Here is an 18,156-nt window from a genome sequence, read left to right on the forward strand (position 1 = left end):
CCATCACCATGATGTTGCATATTCCCGAAGTCCTGACTCCCGCGCAAGTGGTTGAAATCCGTAACAAGCTGGACGCAACAGATTGGGTGGATGGCAAGGCTACGGTTGGCGCGCAAGGCGCTCAGGTCAAGAAGAATCGTCAGTTGCCTGAACTGTCACCAGTAGGAATGGCGCTTGGGCAAATTATTCTAAAAGCATTGGTAAGCAACCCTTTGTTTTTTTCGGCAGCCTTGCCTATGCGCTATATGCCACCATTGTTCAATCGTTATGAGGGCGGTGAACATTACGGTTTTCATATTGATGGTTCGGTGCGCTCGATTCCCGGCTCTAATCTGAGCCTGCGCACGGATCTGTCATGCACTTTGTTTCTGTGTGAGCCGGAGGAGTATGAGGGTGGCGAGTTAATCGTTGCAGATACTTATGGTGAGCACGAAGTAAAGTTGCCTGCGGGCGATTTGATTCTTTATCCGTCTGGCAGTCTGCACAAGGTTGAGCCGGTAATAAAAGGCGCGCGCGTATGCTCGTTTTTTTGGATACAAAGCATGATTGCCGATGATGGCAAACGTACACTTTTATTTGAGCTGGATCAGAATATTCAGGCGCTGCGCGAAAAACTGGGCGATTGTGCAGAAGTCGTTGGTTTGACAGGGCACTATCACAACCTGCTGCGGCAATGGGCATCTGTATAGGTGATATGCCAACCGCAGCACCCCGTCTCGTGATCCCGTCCATGTGCAGATTAGTGAAAAAATGAGGGCATTTCGCTATCGCGGCCGCGTCGGAAAATATTCCTGCAAGCGTTCTAATGGTTTTTCAGCAGGTATCGGCACGATTATCCTGGAGCGGACTTACTAGCCACGACGAGAGTGAGTGTTGTGTATATATAACATTTGTCTTTCTATAAGTGCATCTTGGTTTACATAGCAAAGAAGAATGATTATCATTTAGTTCCAGTCGACATCCATCGACCGCCAGCCATCTGATTTACACATTACGAGTTCGTAGTGGTCGCAGACAAGCCAGCCGACCCATACAACACAACTCGGAGAAATCAGAATGGCTCATATCAAAAGCCGCAAGCACCCTATCGCCCGTCGTTTAAATTGTTCAGCCGCCGTAGCGCTGGCAGTCATGGCGTTACCTGGTGCAGTTTACGCACAGCAAAGCAATGACCCCGCGACCAAGAAGGCAGAAACGCTGCCGCAGATCACCGTGCAGGGCGCTACGGCAGACAACTACAAGGCAGATGTGGTTGCTTCACCCAAATTTACTCAGCCATTGGTTGATACACCGCAAACCATTACCGTAATCAAGAAAGAACTGCTGCAGCAACAAGGCGCCACTTCTCTGACCGAAGCCTTGCGCAATACGCCAGGAATCAGTCTTCAATTAGGTGAGAATGGCAATACACAGACCGGCGATGCGATTTTCATGCGTGGGTTTGATACGTCGGGCAGCATTTTCGTTGATGGCATTCGCGACCTCGGTGCGATTTCCCGCGACACCTTCAATCTCGAACAGATAGAGGTAGTGAAAGGCCCGTCAGGCTCAGACAATGGGCGTGGCGCATCGTCGGGCTATATCAATCTTGTTTCAAAAAATGCGCAGCTTGATGACTTCAGCAACGCCAGTGTAACGGTCGGTACGCATGATCGCCAACGGGCTACAGTTGATTTGAACCGCAAGCTGGATCTGGGTATCCCAGGATCGGCTTTCCGTTTGAATCTGCTCGCCCAAGATTACGATGTACCAGGGCGCAACGAGGTGAACAATAAACGCATAGGCATCGCACCCTCATTGGCATTTGGGTTGGGCACGTCTACCCGCACCATTCTTAACTACCTGCATATTGATCAGCGCAATACGCCGGACGGCGGTGTCTCTACCTTCGGTATGAAAGATTATGGTTTCAGTGCCACGCAACAGCCAGGCCCTGCCGTCAATTCGAGAAATTATTATGGCGTGCAAGGTGATCACGACGATGTCACTGTCGATATGTTTACCGCCAAGGTAGAGCACGACATCGCGCCAGGCACGACGATACGCAACACCACGCGTATTGGACGCTCGAAACAGGACTTGCTGGTGACGGGCGTAAATGCAGTGACCGCTGCGTTAGGGGCGGCACCATCAACTTTTACCATCGCCAGATCAAGGCAGGGCAAGCAACAGCTTAACGAGATCATTACCAATCAAACGAATCTCACGACAGAATTCGATACGGGCTTTATCAAGCATAGTGTATCTACCGGCGTCGAGTTGATTTACGAAAGACAAAAAAACGAAACGCCGGTCACCGTTGCGGGGACAGCAAATTTATACGCGCCGAATATCAATACGGCAATGGCATTGCCGCAGTACATGGGTACATATACGGACGGAAATACCCTCAGCGCCGCGCTATATGTCTTTGACACGCTGAAGTTATCTGATCGCTGGATGGTCAATGGCGGCTTGCGCTGGGAACGATTCAAAACGGAGACTGATTCGGCAACCTATACCGCCCCGAATTTGGTCAAAAATCCGGATCAGCGTCTGCAAGATAATTTGTTGAGCTGGAAGTTGGGAGCGGTTTTCAAGCCCGCCAATAATGGCAGTATCTATGCCGGCTACTCGGTGTCTTTCCAGCCGCCGGGCGGCGCCAACAATGCCTTGTCCGCCAGTGCAACCAATCAGGCCAACGCCAATCTTGATCCGCAAAAAGGAACCAACATTGAAATCGGTACCAAGTGGGATCTGTTTGACAATCGCGTCTCTGCAACTGCTGCTGTCTACCGCAGCGAAAACAAGAACGAATTGCTGTCGGATGGTGGCAGTCCTGCCGTATATAGCCAAATCGGAAAGCGCCGCGTGGATGGCGTCGAATTAGGATTGATAGGACAAATCACACCAAAACTGAACGTTAGTAGCGGCTTTGCCTATATGGATTCAAAGATACTAAAAGGTACCGCAGCAAATCAGGGCGGCGTCATCGTATTTTCTCCAAAGGTAACGTTCACTTCTTGGGCCACGTATAAATTGCCGGGCGGCGTAACCATTGGGGGCGGTGCGCGCTATGTGGATACCGCTGCACGCAGCAGCAATCTGACTGCGCCTAGCACCAACTTGTTGAAGATTCCAGAGTACTGGGTTGCTGACGCGATGGCGTCCTATGACGTCAGCAAAAATCTATCTTTGCAATTGAATCTGTATAACCTGTTCGACAAGAAATACTTTACATCGCTTAATAGCGGCGGATCTCGTTATCGTCCTGCAGAAGAGCGCAGTGCGTTGCTAACGGCCAATCTCAAATTCTAGGCAAAGCATAGGCGTAACGTATTGTTGTAGCTTGAGCATCTCCTGATTGAGGTGCTCATTTTCCATTGAGGGACAAGATCATGATGTTGCACATACCAGAAGTACTGACGCAGCAACAGGTCGCGCAAATACGCCTCCGGTTAGACGAGACAGAGTGGGTAGACGGCCGTGAGACGGTGGGAGCGCAGGGCGCGCAGGTCAAGCGCAATCGACAGTTGCCGGAACGTTCAGCAGCGGGCAAAGAAATTGGAGAAGCCATACTCAAGGCACTGACAAACATGCCACAGTTTGTTTCCGCCGCATTGCCGTATCGTTTCGTACCACCGCTATTCAACCGCTATGAAGGCGGTGAACATTACGGCTTTCATATCGATGGCTCGATACGCTCGATTTCCGGCACCAACCTGAGTCTGCGCACGGACTTGTCGTGCACACTTTTTCTGTGCGAGCCACAAGAGTACGAAGGTGGTGAACTGATCGTAGCCGATACCTACGGTGAGCATGAAGTAAAGTTGCCTTCCGGCGATCTCATTTTGTATCCGTCGAGTAGCTTGCACAAAGTACAGCCAGTAACGAGTGGCGTAAGGGTTTGCTCATTCTTCTGGATACAAAGCATGGTGGCCGATGATGGACGCCGCACGATGCTGTACGAGCTGGACCAGAACATCCAAACGCTGCGGGAAAAAGTAGGTGATTGCGAAGAAGTGGTCGGCCTGACGGGGCACTATCACAATCTGTTGCGGCAATGGGCAGTTGTCTAGTTGGCGATAAAATTCGCCTTCGTTGATCGCTTAATACACATCGCGTCGGTAACGGCCTTGCGCGATTAACTGTTCCACGATTTCCTTGCCAAGTATGTCGGTCAGCGCGTCTTCGACGCCGCCCGCCATGCCGTCCAGGCTGCCGCACACATATACCGCCGCACCTGCCGCAATCCATGCGCGTACTTGTTTCGCCTGTTCGCGCAACTTGTCTTGTACATACACGCGTTCAATCTGATCACGCGAGAACACGATATCCGCGCGCTCCAGTGCGTCTTGCATTAGCCACGTTTCTATTTCACCCCGATAGTAAAAATCGTAAGCGACATTACGTTCGCCGAATATCAGCCAGTTGCGTGACGCACTCGTTGCGGCGCGTGCTTTCAAATGACTGCGCAAGCCTGCCAAGCCGGTGCCGTTACCTATCAATATCATAGGGCGATGCGCATTGTCACCGAGGTGGAAGTTGCTGTGCGAACGCAGGCGCAAGTTGATCGTTTCACCGACAGCCGCTTGTTCGGTTAACCAGCCTGAGGCAATGCCCAGGCTGCCGTCTTCACGCCGTTCCTGGCGAACCAGCAAGTGCACGCGACCATCGGATGGAATCGATGCGATCGAATATTCGCGCGGACGTTGCGCGTCGTGGGGTGCAAGTACTTGCACAAGATCGCCAGCTTCCCAATTTGTTGCTGCGTCTCCCGCAGCTGTGCTGGGTTCCAGTTCCAGATGAAAAGTTGGTGCACCGGCGCTACCCGGATTCAAATGCTTGCGTGCTACCAGCCGCCATTGTTGATATGAGGGTGCTTGCCAATCGGGCGCGTCACTGGTGCCCGCAATATGACTGAGCTGCTGCTGCCAGGTTTGCAATGCGCTGTTAGCAGCTTTGTCGACGAAGATGCTGTCAAATAATGCTTGCGCACCTGATGCTTTGAGCCACGTCGTCAAGCTGCGGCCGAAGCCGCAAAAATTTGCATATTCGCTATCGCCCAGCATCAGCACGCCGAAATGCAGATTCGGCAAAGCAAGTTGCGTATTCATCAGTTTTCCGGCAAACAATGAGGCGTTATCCGGTGGATCGCCTTCGCCATAGCTGCTGACAATAAAGAGTGCGCGTTCGGTCTGCGACAAAGCGGCCGCGCTGATTTCAGACAGGACTGCTACGCGTGTGGGAACGCCAGCGGCGTGCAGTAGACGAGCGGTGTGCCACGCTAATTCTTCAGCAAAACCGGTTTGACTTGCATAGCCGATTAACCATGGCTGCACACCATCCGCTGCAGGCATCAACGCTGCGGCATTACGCAATGCCTGCTGCCGTTTGCGCAACTGTACGTAATAAATTGTGGTGCACATGACGGCATATACGGCGACAAGAACGGTCGCAACAATGGCCCGGGTTTGATCACTCCAGTTCATTGCAGCAAGCTCGCCAATGATGCGCTCATGTGTTCTTCAAAACCGTCTATGCCGCGATTGATAAACAAGGCCGCCAGATCATGTTGGTCTGCATATTTCAAGCCTTGTTCGGCTCCCATGACACCGAGCGCGGTCGACCAAGCATCGGCGGCCATGCAATCGCGATCGAGCACCGTTACGGATGCAAGGCCATGACGGATCGGCTCGCCGCTACGTGGATCTATGGTGTGCGAAAAACGTAGGTCGTTCTTTTCAAAATAACGGCGATAGTCGCCGGATGTAGCGACCGACAAATTGTAGAGGGCGGCGATGGTTTCCATGTTTGCGTTTTTAGTCACAGCCGACGTCAACGATGAGGGCAAAGGATGCTCCAGTGCGACCCACCACGGCTGCCCATCCGGCTTGACGCCTGCACCGCGTAACTCTCCGCCCACTTCTACCAGATAGCTGTCTATGCCTCGTTGCAGTAAAACACGTGCAACCTGGTCGACGCCGAAGCCTTTCGCTATTGCAGATAGGTCGATGTACGCATTCCCGGGCTGCAGTACACGGCGTCTGGTCTTGTCGAGTTGAATGCGTTGCCATCCGCATTGCGCGCGCGCGAAATCCAGGGCGGCGGGGGTAGGTGCCACAAAGCCTGCTTCGTTATAACGCTGTGTCGGGCCAAAGCCCCACGCATTAACCAATGCGCCCGCAGTTGGGTCGTATGCCCCATCGCTTGCTTGCGCGACGGCCAATGCATATTCAAGTACGCTAAAAAATTCATCCGGCAAAAGATGCCAGGTGCCGGCAAGTGATTGGTTGAAGCGACTCAGATCGGAATCGGGTTCCCAGGTACTCATTTGCGCGACCACATGATCGAGTTGAGCCTGAATCAATTCGTGCAAAGTCGACAAGCGACGCGCGGCATCTGCCACCAGCTTGACGGACCAGGTCGTTCCCATAGTCTCGCCCTGCAAGGTATGCACCACGCCACCCAAAGCAGGCGGCAAGGGTGGGATGTTGATGACGGGGACCAGTGTGCGTCGCATATAGGTGTTGATAGCAAAATGAAAAACGCCCGTTGCCGCGAACGGTCAACGGGCGGCTAGCCTGGGCAGAACTTAAGGTTGCAGGACTTCCAGCGTTGCCGAGTAGCTGACGCGGCGGATTGGTTTGGCGAGTGTGCCTACTGGTTGCGGTTCGCGCGCAGCCGCTTTTACCTCGCCTGCAACCGGTGGCACCATGCGTTCACCACCGTTACTCGCAGTCATCCAGTACATGCCTGCAGTGGGCCATTTGACGCTGAACTTGCCATCCTTGTCGGTCTTGACCTTGATCTCGCCCAGCTGATCGCGGTAGCGTATGCCACCCGGGATCAGCGTGACTTCAATGTTGGTGGCTGGTTTGCCATCCAGCAGAAAGCGGAAGTTGCTGGTGTCGCCGGCGAACAGATCGTTAGGATGGGTGATCGGTACCAGTTCCAGTCCGGAGCCGGTTGGTTTCAAGACGGTGTCAGTTGGTTTGCCTGAGCTGACGAAGACTTCCATCCGGCTTTGCATGCGGCTGACGTTCACATCCTTTGCTTCCGCTGGAATCTCTTTGGCAAAGTCTTCTGCTTTGCCGCGCCAGCGTTTGTTCTCGGAGTCCAGTTTGTAGCTAGCGCTCAACGCGTCATTGACTACTGTCAGTTTATAAGTGCCTTTTTGCGATAATTTGACATCAAAGGTGCTGCGGTATTTGCCACTATTTTTGTTTTCTGCGTCGACGGTTTTGCCATCTGGCGCGATGATGGCCAGGTTATCCAGACGCATTGCATTGTGTTCGAAGTAAAACAGATCGTTGGAAACCGCTGCATCGACCGTCACCCATGGTTCATTGCCAGACAACACGGTAGCGGATGGCAGCATCCACGAACGGTGCGCGTATGCTGCCATTGGCAAAGCAACGGAGAGGGAAACAGCCAGCGCAGCAACGCGCCACATGGAAGCCTTTTTCATTTTGGTTGTCCTTGATTTATGGTTTTAATTCGATGGTGACAGCGCCCAGTTCATGCTCGCCTTTACCTTGTGCGGTTTGCGCCGATTTTGGTGGCCACTGGAAGGGCACGCGTATCAGTTCGCGTCCGCCGACTTCGCGCGCGGCTTCCACCACGAGTGAGTATTCGCCGGCCGGCAATTTATCAAGGCCGGATTTGGCCCCGTTGAAATTCAATTGTTGTTCGCCCGGGGCGCGTGTTGCGCTGCTCAAGCCATCGACCGGCATCTGCAAATCGCGCCCGCTTTTACGCCACCATTGGCGCATGTCCTTCAGCCATTTGGTGCCTTCGTTATTCTTCATCTTCAGGTCGTACCAGACGGCCAGGTTGCGCACGAAGGTTTGATCTGCGCCTTCAATCCAGAACGCGACGTAAGGCTTGTGATATTCGGCCACGGTCAGACGCGGGATTTCGACCTTTACATTCAGGTCGGCTGCAAAGCTTGGTGTCGTCAGGGCCGCGCCGAGCATGAAGGAATAACGAATCTGCATAGAAAAACCTTTAATGAATCGTAGATGAATTAATCAATGAATAAATAAAATAGCAAGCAAAAATGGAATCAGAACACCGAGTCCGACTATCGGCCAGGTAGTCGGTCGGTTGGTCGCGTGCATTTTCAAAATGAACAAACCGGTAATCGAAAAAATCAGACATGCCGCGGCGAAAATATCGATGAACCAGCTCCACGCTTCACCCGTGTTGCGCCCCTTGTGCAAATCGTTCAGATAAGAAATCCAGCCGCGATTGGTTGATTCGGATTCGACCGTGCCACTGGCCCTGTCAATACGCACCCACGCATCACCGCCGGGACGAGGTAGCGCAACATAAGCTTCGTCTGGCGACCATTCCACCTCGCGCCCCCTCACATCCAGCGACATCTTGTCCATCATCCATTGCGCTAATTCCGGCGGCAACGGCGTTTTATCCTTGCTACCTTCTTCGACATTCAGCTTCGCTAATTGCGTCTGCAATTCCGCCGGCAGTTGCGCCTCTTGCGTGGAAATCTGTGGTTTGGCCTCTATCTGTGATGAATGGTTGAGCGTGATGCCGGTCACACTGAACAGCAACATGCCGAGCAAACACAGCGCTGAGCTAATCCAGTGCCATTGATGCAAGGTCTTGAGCCAGTAAGCACGTTGGGGGCTTTTTGCGCTTGCTTGCATTACGGATTTTTCTTCATGTTGTAGGACGAAGCGAACATTTTATAGATAATAATAATTCTCATTTAGATTTTCGTTGATTCAGAAATCGATTGCAAGAGTTTTTGTGTAAAGAAATATAAAGATGAGGCGCTTTGAGCAGCAGTTGCGTGACAGGACTGGGGTAACGGAGGGAGCATTAAAAGCAAAATCCATTTTCCGTAGGGACGACCCGTCGATATTTCAAGGTCTTGAAAAGCATTTTGATATGCCTATATGTGCATTGCGGATGCTCGATGATGAGGTCCGTAGCAACCATATCGCTTACTTTTCAAAAGGATATTTCTTATGCGTACTTATGACTTTTCGCCGCTGTATCGTTCTGCTATCGGCTTTGATCGCCTGGCCCAATTGTTCGATGATGCGCAGCGCGCACAACTGAACGATCCGCAGCCCAGCTACCCGCCCTACAACATTGAATTGGTCAGCGAAGACAAATACCGCATCACGATGGCGATTGCCGGTTTTGACCGGTCCGAAATAGAGATAGAAAGCGAGCGCGACACGCTCAAGATCACCGGCCGCAAACAACACGAAGAAGCGCCACGCAACTTCCTGCATCGTGGCATCGCCTCACGCAATTTTGAACATAATTTCCGGCTGGCTGACCACGTCCGTGTAGTCGGTGCGCAACTGGATAATGGTTTGTTGAATATCGAACTGGCGAGAGAAATTCCGGAAGCGTTGAAGCCGCGAAAGATAGTGATTGATGCTGTTGGTGACAATGTGCAGACACTTGAGCGCAAGGCTGCTTAAAGATGAGTCAGGACGCAGGAAATTTTTCCTGCGTCCGCAAAGGCTTTCGCCGCAATAATCTCTAATTCAAATCATGATGATGCTTTGCATGAAAGGGAAGTAGCTAAATTGGGTATTAATAATCTTCAATCAGTTGTTTGCGTTTCTTTGCATACTCAGCTTCTGTAATGACGCCGGTTTTTTTCAAATCATTTAGCGTCTGCAGTTTTTGTGCAAGGTCTTTAGGTGACGTGGTGCTAGCAGAATTGTCTAGCTGAGATGCGGTAGACACGTTTACAGAAGAGCGGCTAGCGGGAACTGGTTGCAGAGCAGTGCCTTGTATCGGGCGCGATATCGGTGCAGCAGCATAAATATTATTGACGACTTCTTCTACCATGGCTGTTTGCGACAAACGGGTTAGTGATGTGTGCAACGAATTGCCAGTGGCAAGAGGTGCCTCGGTTTTTGGGTCACGGATGGTGACGGTCAATTCCAACATATACATGGTGATGTCCCACATCCACCTGTCTACATAGGTAACAAGGGCATCCACATTGCTCGGCGCAGGACCGGAGCCGGTGCTTACCGTGACGCCCTTGCCGCGTAGCTTGTCTGCTATTTCTTGGTTGACATCACTATTGTCGGATGGATAGTGCTTGACGTACATGGTCTTGAGTGTAGAAAGATCTGTTGACGAATTGACGTTGGCCGTTGACAGATTCCTGCAGCCGGTAGTGAATGATGTAACGGCGCACAAGATGACGACCAACCTTAAAATTTTATACATGTTATTCCCTGATTTTTTATATGGACAAGTGTATCTATCAAGGTAGTGGCCTTGGTAGATACAATCGGAGTGAAATACTTTTTCCCAAAAGTAAAGATGGCTGGACTCGCGCAGTTAACGCAGCGTTGTGAAATTCTCCGCGATCCAGATAGTTAGTCTTTTATTTGAATTCTTTGTGTGCAAGCCTAGCTTGGAGCGTCGCAATAGAATATCTTCAGCCGAGGTCGCCCATTCATTGCGCATCAAGTAGCTTACCTCTGCGGCGAATAACCCGCTGCAAATTTCTTCTCCCATATCGCCCAAGTTAAATCGATCCGCCAGCAATACCTTGATCCTCGTTCCATACGCATGTGTGTATCGTTCGACCAACGCAGGCGGCAACCATGCATATTGCTGTTGCATGTCGTGTACGAAATGATCGAATTCCAGCACGCCGCGATTATTCGGTTGATCGCTAAAGATATCGCCGCCTGGCAGGCACGCATCTGCAGTCCATGCACCATGTTGGTTGCGGAAGGTCGGCGCGATCAGGTCGACTGCTTCTTCCGCCAATTTGCGGAAGGTGGTGATCTTGCCGCCGAACACGGTGAGCAAAGGTGCGGCATCGCTATCGAGGGCGAGCTTGTAATCGCGCGTGATTTCGGAGGCGCTTTCAGTGTCGTCGTGCTTGTCATCTTCAACCAGAGGGCGCACGCCCGAGTATGTCCAGAAGACGTCGGCAGGCGTAATGGATTGCGTGAAGTAGTGATTCACCAGTGCGCACAGGTAATCGATTTCTTCTGCCGCTATGGTGACTTTGTCGGTGTCGCCGTGATAGTCGATATCGGTGGTGCCTATCAGCGTGTAGTCGTGTTCGTAAGGGATGGCGAACACGATGCGGCCGTCCGGATGCTGGAAGATGTAGGCGTAGGGATGATCGAATAATTTTTTGACGACGATGTGGCTGCCCTTGATCAGACGCAATTTTTTACCGGTGCGTCCGTGCACGGTATCGTGCAAAAAGCTGGCGGCCCACGGGCCGGTGGCATTGATCAGCAGTTTGGCGCGCACCGTAATCTGCGCTTCGGTGCGGTCCGTGTTACCGCCGGATAAATGCGGCGTTCTGCGCAGTGTGGCGCGCCAATGATCGGCGTGGCGCGTGACAGCCTGGCAAGCGGTGCGGGTCAGGACGGTGGCGCCTTGTTCTGCGGCAGCCATCGCATTCAGTACAACCAGTCGTGCATCATCGACCCAGCAATCCGAGTAGGCAAACGCTTTGACGAAATTGCCTTTCAGCGGCGCGCCACAGATATGTGTGCGTAGATTGACACCTTCGGAGGCAGGCAGCAACTCGCGCCTGGCCAGATGATCGTATATAAACATGCCAGCGCGTATCATCCATGCCGGACGCTGACCTTGATCGTGCGGCATCACAAAGCGCAAGGGGCGAATGATATGGGGCGCGGCGCGCATCAGGATTTCGCGTTCTATCAATGCCTTGCGCACTAGGCTGAAATCGTATTGCTCCAAATAGCGCAGGCCGCCATGTATCAACTTGGTGGAGGCAGAAGAGGTATGCGAGGCGAGGTCATCTTTTTCACACAAAACCACCGACAAGCCGCGACCTGCAGCATCACGCGCAATACCGGCCCCGTTGATGCCACCACCGACAATCAGGATATCGCAATTGATTGTTTGATCCATCTGGTTGGTCCTTGAATGAAGTCCACATCATAAGCGCATAACAAAATAATTCCGTACGGAAATATTGTGACGCGAATTGAACAATTTACCGTGGTAATTGCACTTTTATATGCAAAATTTTGTTAAGTTCCACTTGCCTTTGCAGTCACATATCGTCTTACATGGTATATAGATTGGCATAGAGCAATTAAATATTTGGCTGAGCAATGTGCGTTCGAAAAATCGAACGAAAAGTTGTCTTGTGGAAATAAAAATAGCGCCGTTAATACGTCGAGTAAGCGATACATCTTCGGTGAATAGACGCTTTAAGTGGAAACAAAAACGAAGGGACAATGAGTCAATTGGAAAATTCTGATGACAAGGCGCAAGTTGTTGCCGGTTCTGTCAAAGCGGACCATTCTATCGACGGCTTGCGCGAAGATGTCCTGCATCACGATCCCTTGCTCGATTGCCTCGTTGAGCTGACCCGCATACATGGGCGCCCCAGTACGCATGCGGCCCTTTCTGCCGGACTGCCATTACTGGAAGGTGTGCTGACACCGTCGTTGTTCGCAAGAGCGGCGGCACGTGCCGGATTTTCCAGTAAAGTCGTACGTCGCCCCCTCGCAAAAATCGATACTGCTCTGCTGCCGGTGGTCTTGCTATTGGCCGGCAATGAATCCTGTTTATTATTGAGCTGGGATGACGACAATCAGACTGCGCGTCTGTTATTCCCCGATTCCGGTCAGGGCGCCGTTGCGCTGTCGCGCGAGCAACTCGCTGCACGGTATACCGGCGTAGCCATTTTCTCTCGCCCGCATTTCCGTTTCGATCAACGCACCCCCACTTTTGCCGAACTGCCGCAGCGCCACTGGTTTTGGGGTGCGCTGATGGATCAGGCATCCATCTTCAAGGATGTATTGGCCGCAGCGCTGCTGATCAATTTATTTGCCTTGGGCATGCCGCTGTTCACGATGAATGTGTATGACCGCGTGGTGCCCAATTTTGCGCAGGAAACACTGTGGGTGTTTGCCGCCGGCCTGACGCTGGTTTTGATCCTCGATTATGTGATCCGCCTGATGCGTGGGCACTTTGTCGATCTGGCCAGTGCGCGTATCGATTTGAAATTGTCTTCGCTGATCATGGAACGTGTACTCGGCATGCGTTTGTCGCACAAGCCGGCGTCGGTAGGTGCGTTTGCATCCAATTTGCGTTCTTTTGAGACGGTGCGCGACTTCTTTGCTTCGGCCACCGTCACGGCGCTGATCGATTTGCCGTTTGCGCTGTTGTTCCTGGTGGTGCTGGCATGGATCTCGTGGCCACTGGTATTTTTGCCGCTGATCGGGATTGTGCTGGTGATCATCTACAGTTATATCGTCCAGCACAAAATGCATGATCTTTCGGAAACGACTTTTCGCGCATCCGCCTTGCGCAATGCGACGCTGGTGGAAAGCCTGACCGCGCTGGAAACCATCAAGGCGCACGGTGCAGAAAGCCAGATGCAAGAGAAGTGGGAAAAAGCCACGGCTTTTCTGGCGCGCGTCAGCGGTCAGTTGCGCTTGTTGTCTTCGTCCAGCACCAATGGCGTCGCCACCTTGCAGCAATTCGTCAACGTGATGGTGGTGATCGCCGGCGTGTATCTGATACACGAAAAAATGCTGACCATGGGTGGATTGATCGCTGCCACCATGTTGAGCGGGCGCGCAATGGGCCCGCTCGGCCAAGTCGTCGGTTTGCTGTTGCAATTCCAGAATGCAAAAACGGCTTTGTCCGCGCTCGAAAAAGTCATGGAAACACCAAGTGAACGCTCGGACCAGAGCGCCTTCATTCACAGGCCGGAAATTCGCGGAGAGATCGAATTCCGCAACGTGCATTTCACTTATCCCGGTCGCAAGGAAGAAGTGTTGCGCGGCCTCAGCTTCCGCATTACCCAGGGCGAACGGGTGGTCGTGATCGGCCGTATCGGTTCCGGCAAATCCACCTTGCAAAAACTGCTGCTGGGTTTGTATGCGCCGACCGAAGGTGCCGTGTTGCTGGATGGCGTTGATCTGCGACAGCTTGATCCGGCCGATCTGCGACGCAACGTCGGTTACGTTGAACAGGATTCGATTTTATTTTACGGTTCTCTGCGCGAAAACATCGCGATCCGTGCGCCGTATGCTGACGATCTGGCGATTGTGGCAGCGGCGGAAATGGCTGGCTTGACGAATTTCGTCAACAACCATCCGGAAGGTTTCGATATGCCTATCAGTGAGCGTGGTGAATCGCTGTCTGGCGGTCAGCGTCAGGGAATCGCGATCGCACGTGCGGTGCTGATGGATCCGCCGGTGTTGTTGCTGGACGAACCGACCAGTGCGATGGATTACACGTCGGAAACGCAACTCAAGGAACGCATACGCGTGTTCACGCAACACAAGACCATGATCATCGTGACGCATCGTTCCAGCCTGATGGATCTGGCGGACCGCATCATCGTGATGGACGACGGGCGCATCGTCGCCGATGGACCGCGCGATACGATTATCGCGGCACTGCAGTCCGGTCGTATTGCGAGGTCGTCATGATCAAGAAAATGCTGCCAAGTGTGATTGATGGCTCCAAGAAGACAGCGAGTCGCATTCATCTCTGGCTTGAGTGGGTACGTGTGCGGGTAGAGCCGAAGACGGTCAACTGGTTGAGTCGCTGGAAAGATGATCCGCAGCAGGCCGACAAGGATTTTGTACGCGATGCCGATCACTTTATTATTCAACAGGAGCCGTTGCGCGCGCGCGCATTGATGCGTGCGCTGTTGTGGGTGGTGTTGCTATTTATCTTGTGGGCCGCCATTGCGCGTGTCGATGAAATTACCAAGGGCGACGGCAAGGTCATTCCATCCCGTCAGCTGCAGGTTTTGCAAAGTCTGGATGGCGGTATCGTTGAAAAAATCAATGTGCGCGAAGGTCAGTTGGTAGAAGCCGGGCAAGTCTTGCTGCAAGTTGATCCGACCCGTTTTGAATCGTCGGTACGCGAAAGTCGTTCGCAGTATTTGTCGTTGTCGGCCAAGGCTGCGCGCTTGCAGGCAATTGGGACTGGTCAGCCTTATATACCGTCGGAAGAAGTGGTGAAGGAAGATCCGCAAACTGCGGCAGAAGAACGTCGTTTGTATGAGGCGGCGACGTCGGAATTGCAGGCGCAGATTTCGATCGCGCAGCAGCAAATGATTCAGCGCCAGCAAGAATTGTCGGAAGCGCGCGTGAAACAGGCGCAGGCAGCGCAGGCCTATGAATCCAGCGCGAAAGAGCTGCAAGTCACCAAGCCCTTGCTGGCATCCGGCGCGGTATCTGAAGTGGAGTTGCTGCGTCTGGAGCGTGACGTGGCACGCTTCCGCGCCGAGCGTGATGTCGCGGGAACGCAAATTGCACGTGCGCAATCTGCCATTTCAGAAGCGTCGCGCAAGATTCAGGAAGTGGAGCTGGCAGCGCGTAACGTGGCGAGCAAGGAATATTCCGAAACCATGGCCAAGCTGAATTCATTGACGGAAAGTAGTACGGGCCTGGCCGACAAGGTCAAGCAATCGGCGATCCGTTCACCGGTCAAGGGTACGGTCAAGCGCTTGATGGTCAACACAGTGGGCGGGGTCGTGCAGCCGGGTCGCGATGTGGTGGAAATTGTGCCATTCGAAGACAAGCTGGTGCTGGAGGCGCGCGTGTTGCCTAAAGATATTGCTTTCCTGAAGCCGGGTCAGGCAGCGGTCGTCAAATTTACCGCATATGATTTCTCTGTATATGGTGGCATGGAGGCGACGCTGGAACACATTGGAGCGGACTCGATCACAGACGATAAAGGCAATACGTATTACATGGTGAGGGTGATCACGAACAAATCGTCTCTGGGCAATAATTTGCCGATCATTCCTGGCATGGTGGCCGAGGTGGACATTATTACTGGCAAGAAAAGCATCTTGTCTTACCTCATGAAGCCGGTTTTGCGCGCCAAGCAGGCGGCAATGACCGAGCGCTAAATTACGAGATTTATTTGATAGTTTCCCACCACCTTTTCTTGTCGGATAACGGCAAGGTACTACCTCACTGGCAGCAGGCTTTCTCGGATTTAAAAGCGTTGCGGTTTGGTGATCCTGCGATGGTGCTGCCGGCACCGGATATCGTTTGGCTGCGCTTGCGCGCAGAGGTACCGTTTCGCGAGCAGTTATTGGCTGCACGTGAACAAGTCGCACAGCGTCCGTATGTGGTTATGAGCGATATGCCGAATGATGATGAGGCGCTGGCGGTATTTGCGCTCGGCGCACGTGGCTATTGCAATAGCCACGCTTCTGCCGCCGTCTTGCAGCAGATAGCCAGCGTGGTGTCGCAGGGTGGTTTGTGGATAGGTGCGTCCTTGATGCAGAGGATGGTCGTGATGAGTGCACAAGCAACGTTGCCCCCCCAAAAAATGCCGGGAAAAGATTTGGCTGTCTTGCTGACGCAGCGCGAACTGGAAGTGGCGCAAATTGTCGTCAGCGGTGCCAGTAACAAGGAAGTTGCAAGCCAGCTCGGTATTGCGGAACGCACGGTCAAATCTCACGTCGGTGCGATCTTTGAAAAGCTGGGTGTGCGCGATCGTTTGCAACTTGCCTTATTGATACGCAACCAAGGCTCGGTTTAACAGTTTTTAACATTTCCGCAAAACAATTGTTGCTCTCTAGTACCTAGGTACTATTTACCTGGGGCATCAAGCACTCTACAGTCGAGAACATCTCAATCTTTATGTTGGATGTTCATCATGGCTGAATCAGCACGCGTTATCGGTAAAGTTGTCGCACTTCAAGGCGAGGTATTCATCCGCGGAGAAGACGGTACGCGCACGCTGCTCAAGCTGGGCGATCAAGTCCACGAAGGCGATGTCATCATCACCGGCGCCAATGCCAGTGTTGAGCTGGAATCCAGCAATGGCGCTGTCTATAACATCAGGCAGGCCGAGGTGGTTACCCTGGATGCCACCATATTCGATGCCGACGCTGAAGCCCACAATGCGGCCTTGCTCGCGCGGGTCAGTGAAAATACCAGTATCAACGACGCGATTGCGCTGGGCGGCAGCCTGGATGACTTGCTGGATGAAACTGAAGCCGGCTTGAGTGGTGGCTCGGCTGGTGGTGGACATACATTCGTCCAACTGTCGCGCTTGCTTGAAAGCGTTACGCCGCTGACATTTGATTTCGGCGTCGCAGATCGGGGCGTTTTGCCGGAGTTTCCTGAACAGAGCGGTTCGGGTCTTGTGGCGAGCAATACTGCGAGTGGCGCTGCACCTGATACCACGGCACCAAGTGTAATCGTCGACATCATCGGCGGTAGCTTGAATGTCGCGAATAGCGTTTCCCAAGTCAGCTTTACTTTCAGCGAAATTCCAGTTGGTTTCACAATTGGCGATATTACTGTCACGGGCGGTGTAATTACTGGCCTGCTTGCAACGGCAAATCCGTTGGTCTTTACTGCAACTTTTACCGCAACACCTGGCTATAGCGGCAACGGTAATGTTGCTGTGATAACTGGTAGTTATACAGACGCCGCCGGCAATGCAGGTACAGCAGGCAGCGACAGTGTCGCGATCGACACCGCGCCACCAGTGCCGACGATTACGTTGAACGCGAGCATCACAGCAGATGACGTGATCAATGCGACCGAGGCCGGACAAAACATCAACATCAGCGGTGTGGTTGGTGGTGATGCAAAAGTAGGCGACACGGTGACCCTGACGGTCAACGGCGTGAACTACACAGGTTTCGTATTAGCAGGCAACACGTTCTCGATCCCTGTACCAGGCAGCGGCCTGGTCGCCGATGGCGACAAAGTGATCGACGCGAGCGTGACGACGACAGATGCGGCGGGCAATAGCGCCACAGCGACAGACACCGAAGGCTACACAGTCGATGCAAGCATCCCAAGTGTGGTGGTCGACATCGTTGATGGCAGCTTGAATGTTGCAGACAGCAGCTCGTTGGTGACCTTCACGTTCAGCCAGGTACCGGTTGGATTTACGCAAAGCGACATCACGGTTGTTGGCGGCACGTTGAGCAACATCGTGGTCGACCCAGCCAATCCACAAGTTTATACAGCGACGTTCACAGCAACAGCTGGCAGCACGACGCCAGGCAGTGTGAGTGTGGCGGCAGGCAGCTATGAAAACGCCGCCGGCAATGCAGGTACAGCAGGCAGCGACAGTGTCGCGATCGACACCGCGCCACCAGTGCCGACGATTACGTTGAACGCGAGCATCACAGCAGATGACGTGATCAATGCGACCGAGGCCGGA

At 52.9% G+C, this 18,156-nt stretch carries 15 protein-coding genes; 8 read left to right on the forward strand and 7 right to left on the reverse strand.

Features of this window, described 5'->3' with window-relative positions; genetic code table 11:
- Positions 1 to 8: 8 nt before the first annotated feature.
- The 3 genes from ACFQO0_RS06890 to ACFQO0_RS06900 all read left to right on the forward strand — a co-directional run bounded on the left by ACFQO0_RS06890 (position 9) and on the right by ACFQO0_RS06900 (position 4,058).
- Entirely contained in the window at positions 9 to 689 is a 681-nt protein-coding gene (locus tag ACFQO0_RS06890) for a Fe2+-dependent dioxygenase (RefSeq protein WP_382234051.1), read from the forward strand.
- Positions 690 to 1,056: 367 nt separating this feature from the next.
- Positions 1,057 to 3,297, forward strand: a complete 2,241-nt coding sequence (locus ACFQO0_RS06895; protein ID WP_382233279.1) for a catecholate siderophore receptor Fiu — start codon at positions 1,057 to 1,059, stop codon at positions 3,295 to 3,297.
- An 80-nt stretch (positions 3,298 to 3,377) separates the two neighbouring features.
- Complete coding sequence (locus ACFQO0_RS06900) at positions 3,378 to 4,058, forward strand: Fe2+-dependent dioxygenase (protein WP_382233280.1); 681 nt, start codon at positions 3,378 to 3,380, stop codon at positions 4,056 to 4,058.
- A 30-nt stretch (positions 4,059 to 4,088) separates the two neighbouring features.
- Here ACFQO0_RS06900 and ACFQO0_RS06905 read toward each other — a convergent pair whose 3' ends face one another.
- The 5 genes from ACFQO0_RS06905 to ACFQO0_RS06925 form a co-directional block, all read right to left on the reverse strand.
- A complete protein-coding gene (locus ACFQO0_RS06905) occupies positions 4,089 to 5,471 on the reverse strand; it encodes a sulfite reductase subunit alpha (protein WP_382233281.1) in 1,383 nt (460 codons plus the stop codon).
- On the reverse strand, positions 5,468 to 6,502 hold the full coding sequence (locus ACFQO0_RS06910; protein WP_382233282.1) for an FAD:protein FMN transferase: 1,035 nt from the start codon (positions 6,500 to 6,502) through the stop codon (positions 5,468 to 5,470). Before ACFQO0_RS06910 ends, ACFQO0_RS06905 begins: the two co-directional genes overlap by 4 nt.
- Before the next feature lie 72 nt (positions 6,503 to 6,574).
- A complete protein-coding gene (locus ACFQO0_RS06915; protein ID WP_382233283.1) occupies positions 6,575 to 7,450 on the reverse strand; it encodes a DUF4198 domain-containing protein in 876 nt (291 codons plus the stop codon).
- Between the two features lie 16 nt (positions 7,451 to 7,466).
- Positions 7,467 to 7,979 carry a DUF2271 domain-containing protein gene (locus tag ACFQO0_RS06920; RefSeq protein WP_382233284.1) on the reverse strand — a complete coding sequence of 171 codons (513 nt, stop codon included), beginning with the start codon at positions 7,977 to 7,979 and terminating at the stop codon, positions 7,467 to 7,469.
- Between the two features lie 33 nt (positions 7,980 to 8,012).
- Positions 8,013 to 8,651: a PepSY-associated TM helix domain-containing protein gene (locus ACFQO0_RS06925; protein ID WP_382233285.1), complete on the reverse strand. Its 639-nt coding sequence runs from the start codon at positions 8,649 to 8,651 to the stop codon at positions 8,013 to 8,015.
- Between the two features lie 324 nt (positions 8,652 to 8,975).
- Between ACFQO0_RS06925 and ACFQO0_RS06930 the strand changes: the two genes are divergently transcribed.
- Positions 8,976 to 9,443 (forward strand): Hsp20 family protein, encoded by a 468-nt coding sequence (locus ACFQO0_RS06930; protein WP_382233286.1) that lies wholly within the window; start codon positions 8,976 to 8,978, stop codon positions 9,441 to 9,443.
- Positions 9,444 to 9,558: 115 nt separating this feature from the next.
- Here the strand turns inward: ACFQO0_RS06930 and ACFQO0_RS06935 are convergent, their stop codons facing one another.
- Positions 9,559 to 10,209: an SHOCT domain-containing protein gene (locus ACFQO0_RS06935; protein ID WP_382233287.1), complete on the reverse strand. Its 651-nt coding sequence runs from the start codon at positions 10,207 to 10,209 to the stop codon at positions 9,559 to 9,561.
- A gap of 114 nt (positions 10,210 to 10,323) precedes the next feature.
- Positions 10,324 to 11,892 carry a glycerol-3-phosphate dehydrogenase gene (glpD, locus tag ACFQO0_RS06940; RefSeq protein WP_382233288.1) on the reverse strand — a complete coding sequence of 523 codons (1,569 nt, stop codon included), beginning with the start codon at positions 11,890 to 11,892 and terminating at the stop codon, positions 10,324 to 10,326.
- Between the two features lie 332 nt (positions 11,893 to 12,224).
- Between glpD and ACFQO0_RS06945 the strand changes: the two genes are divergently transcribed.
- The 4 genes from ACFQO0_RS06945 to ACFQO0_RS06960 all read left to right on the forward strand — a co-directional run.
- Positions 12,225 to 14,435, forward strand: a complete 2,211-nt coding sequence (locus tag ACFQO0_RS06945) for a type I secretion system permease/ATPase (protein WP_382233289.1) — start codon at positions 12,225 to 12,227, stop codon at positions 14,433 to 14,435.
- Entirely contained in the window at positions 14,432 to 15,871 is a 1,440-nt protein-coding gene (locus ACFQO0_RS06950) for an HlyD family type I secretion periplasmic adaptor subunit (protein ID WP_382233290.1), read from the forward strand. The genes ACFQO0_RS06945 and ACFQO0_RS06950 overlap by 4 nt, the downstream gene beginning before the upstream one ends.
- A 14-nt stretch (positions 15,872 to 15,885) precedes the next feature.
- Positions 15,886 to 16,512, forward strand: coding sequence for a helix-turn-helix transcriptional regulator (locus ACFQO0_RS06955; protein WP_382233291.1), 627 nt, complete (start codon positions 15,886 to 15,888; stop codon positions 16,510 to 16,512).
- Between the two features lie 117 nt (positions 16,513 to 16,629).
- A partial coding sequence (locus ACFQO0_RS06960) for a retention module-containing protein (RefSeq protein ID WP_382233292.1) occupies positions 16,630 to 18,156 on the forward strand: 1,527 nt, incomplete at its 3' end.

The sequence above is a fragment of the Herminiimonas aquatilis genome (assembly GCF_042665175.1).
GTDB lineage: Bacteria > Pseudomonadota > Gammaproteobacteria > Burkholderiales > Burkholderiaceae_D > Oxalicibacterium > Oxalicibacterium aquatilis.